The sequence below is a fragment of the Pseudoalteromonas sp. SIMBA_162 genome, assembly GCF_046535955.1.
Taxonomy (GTDB): Bacteria; Pseudomonadota; Gammaproteobacteria; order Enterobacterales; family Alteromonadaceae; genus Pseudoalteromonas; species Pseudoalteromonas marina.
This window is the reverse complement of record NZ_JAWJBQ010001296.1, coordinates 1-233: the sequence shown is the minus strand read 5'-3', so window position 1 is coordinate 233 and position 233 is coordinate 1. Positions and strand designations below refer to the sequence as shown.

At 66.1% G+C, this 233-nt stretch carries 1 protein-coding gene; it reads right to left on the bottom strand.

Annotated features, from left to right (window positions below):
• Nucleotides 1–233 (bottom strand): molybdate ABC transporter permease subunit (locus tag R0J88_RS23830; protein ID WP_410901432.1); only part of this gene is annotated, 233 nt, incomplete at both ends.

Here is a 233-nt window from a genome sequence, read left to right as displayed (position 1 = left end):
CGACGTGATCGAAGATTTGCACCGAGACCACGCGGGTCTCGTCGGGGATGTTGCCACCGAGCATCAGCACCACGCCAAACTCGCCAACGGTAGGGGCGAAGCCGAGGATGCGGGCGGTGACGAAACCGGGGCGGGCCAGCGGCAGCACCACATGAACGAAGGTGTCCCATGGGCTGGCGCGCAAAGTGGCGGCGACTTCCAGCGGGCGCTGGCCGATCGCGCCAAATGCATTC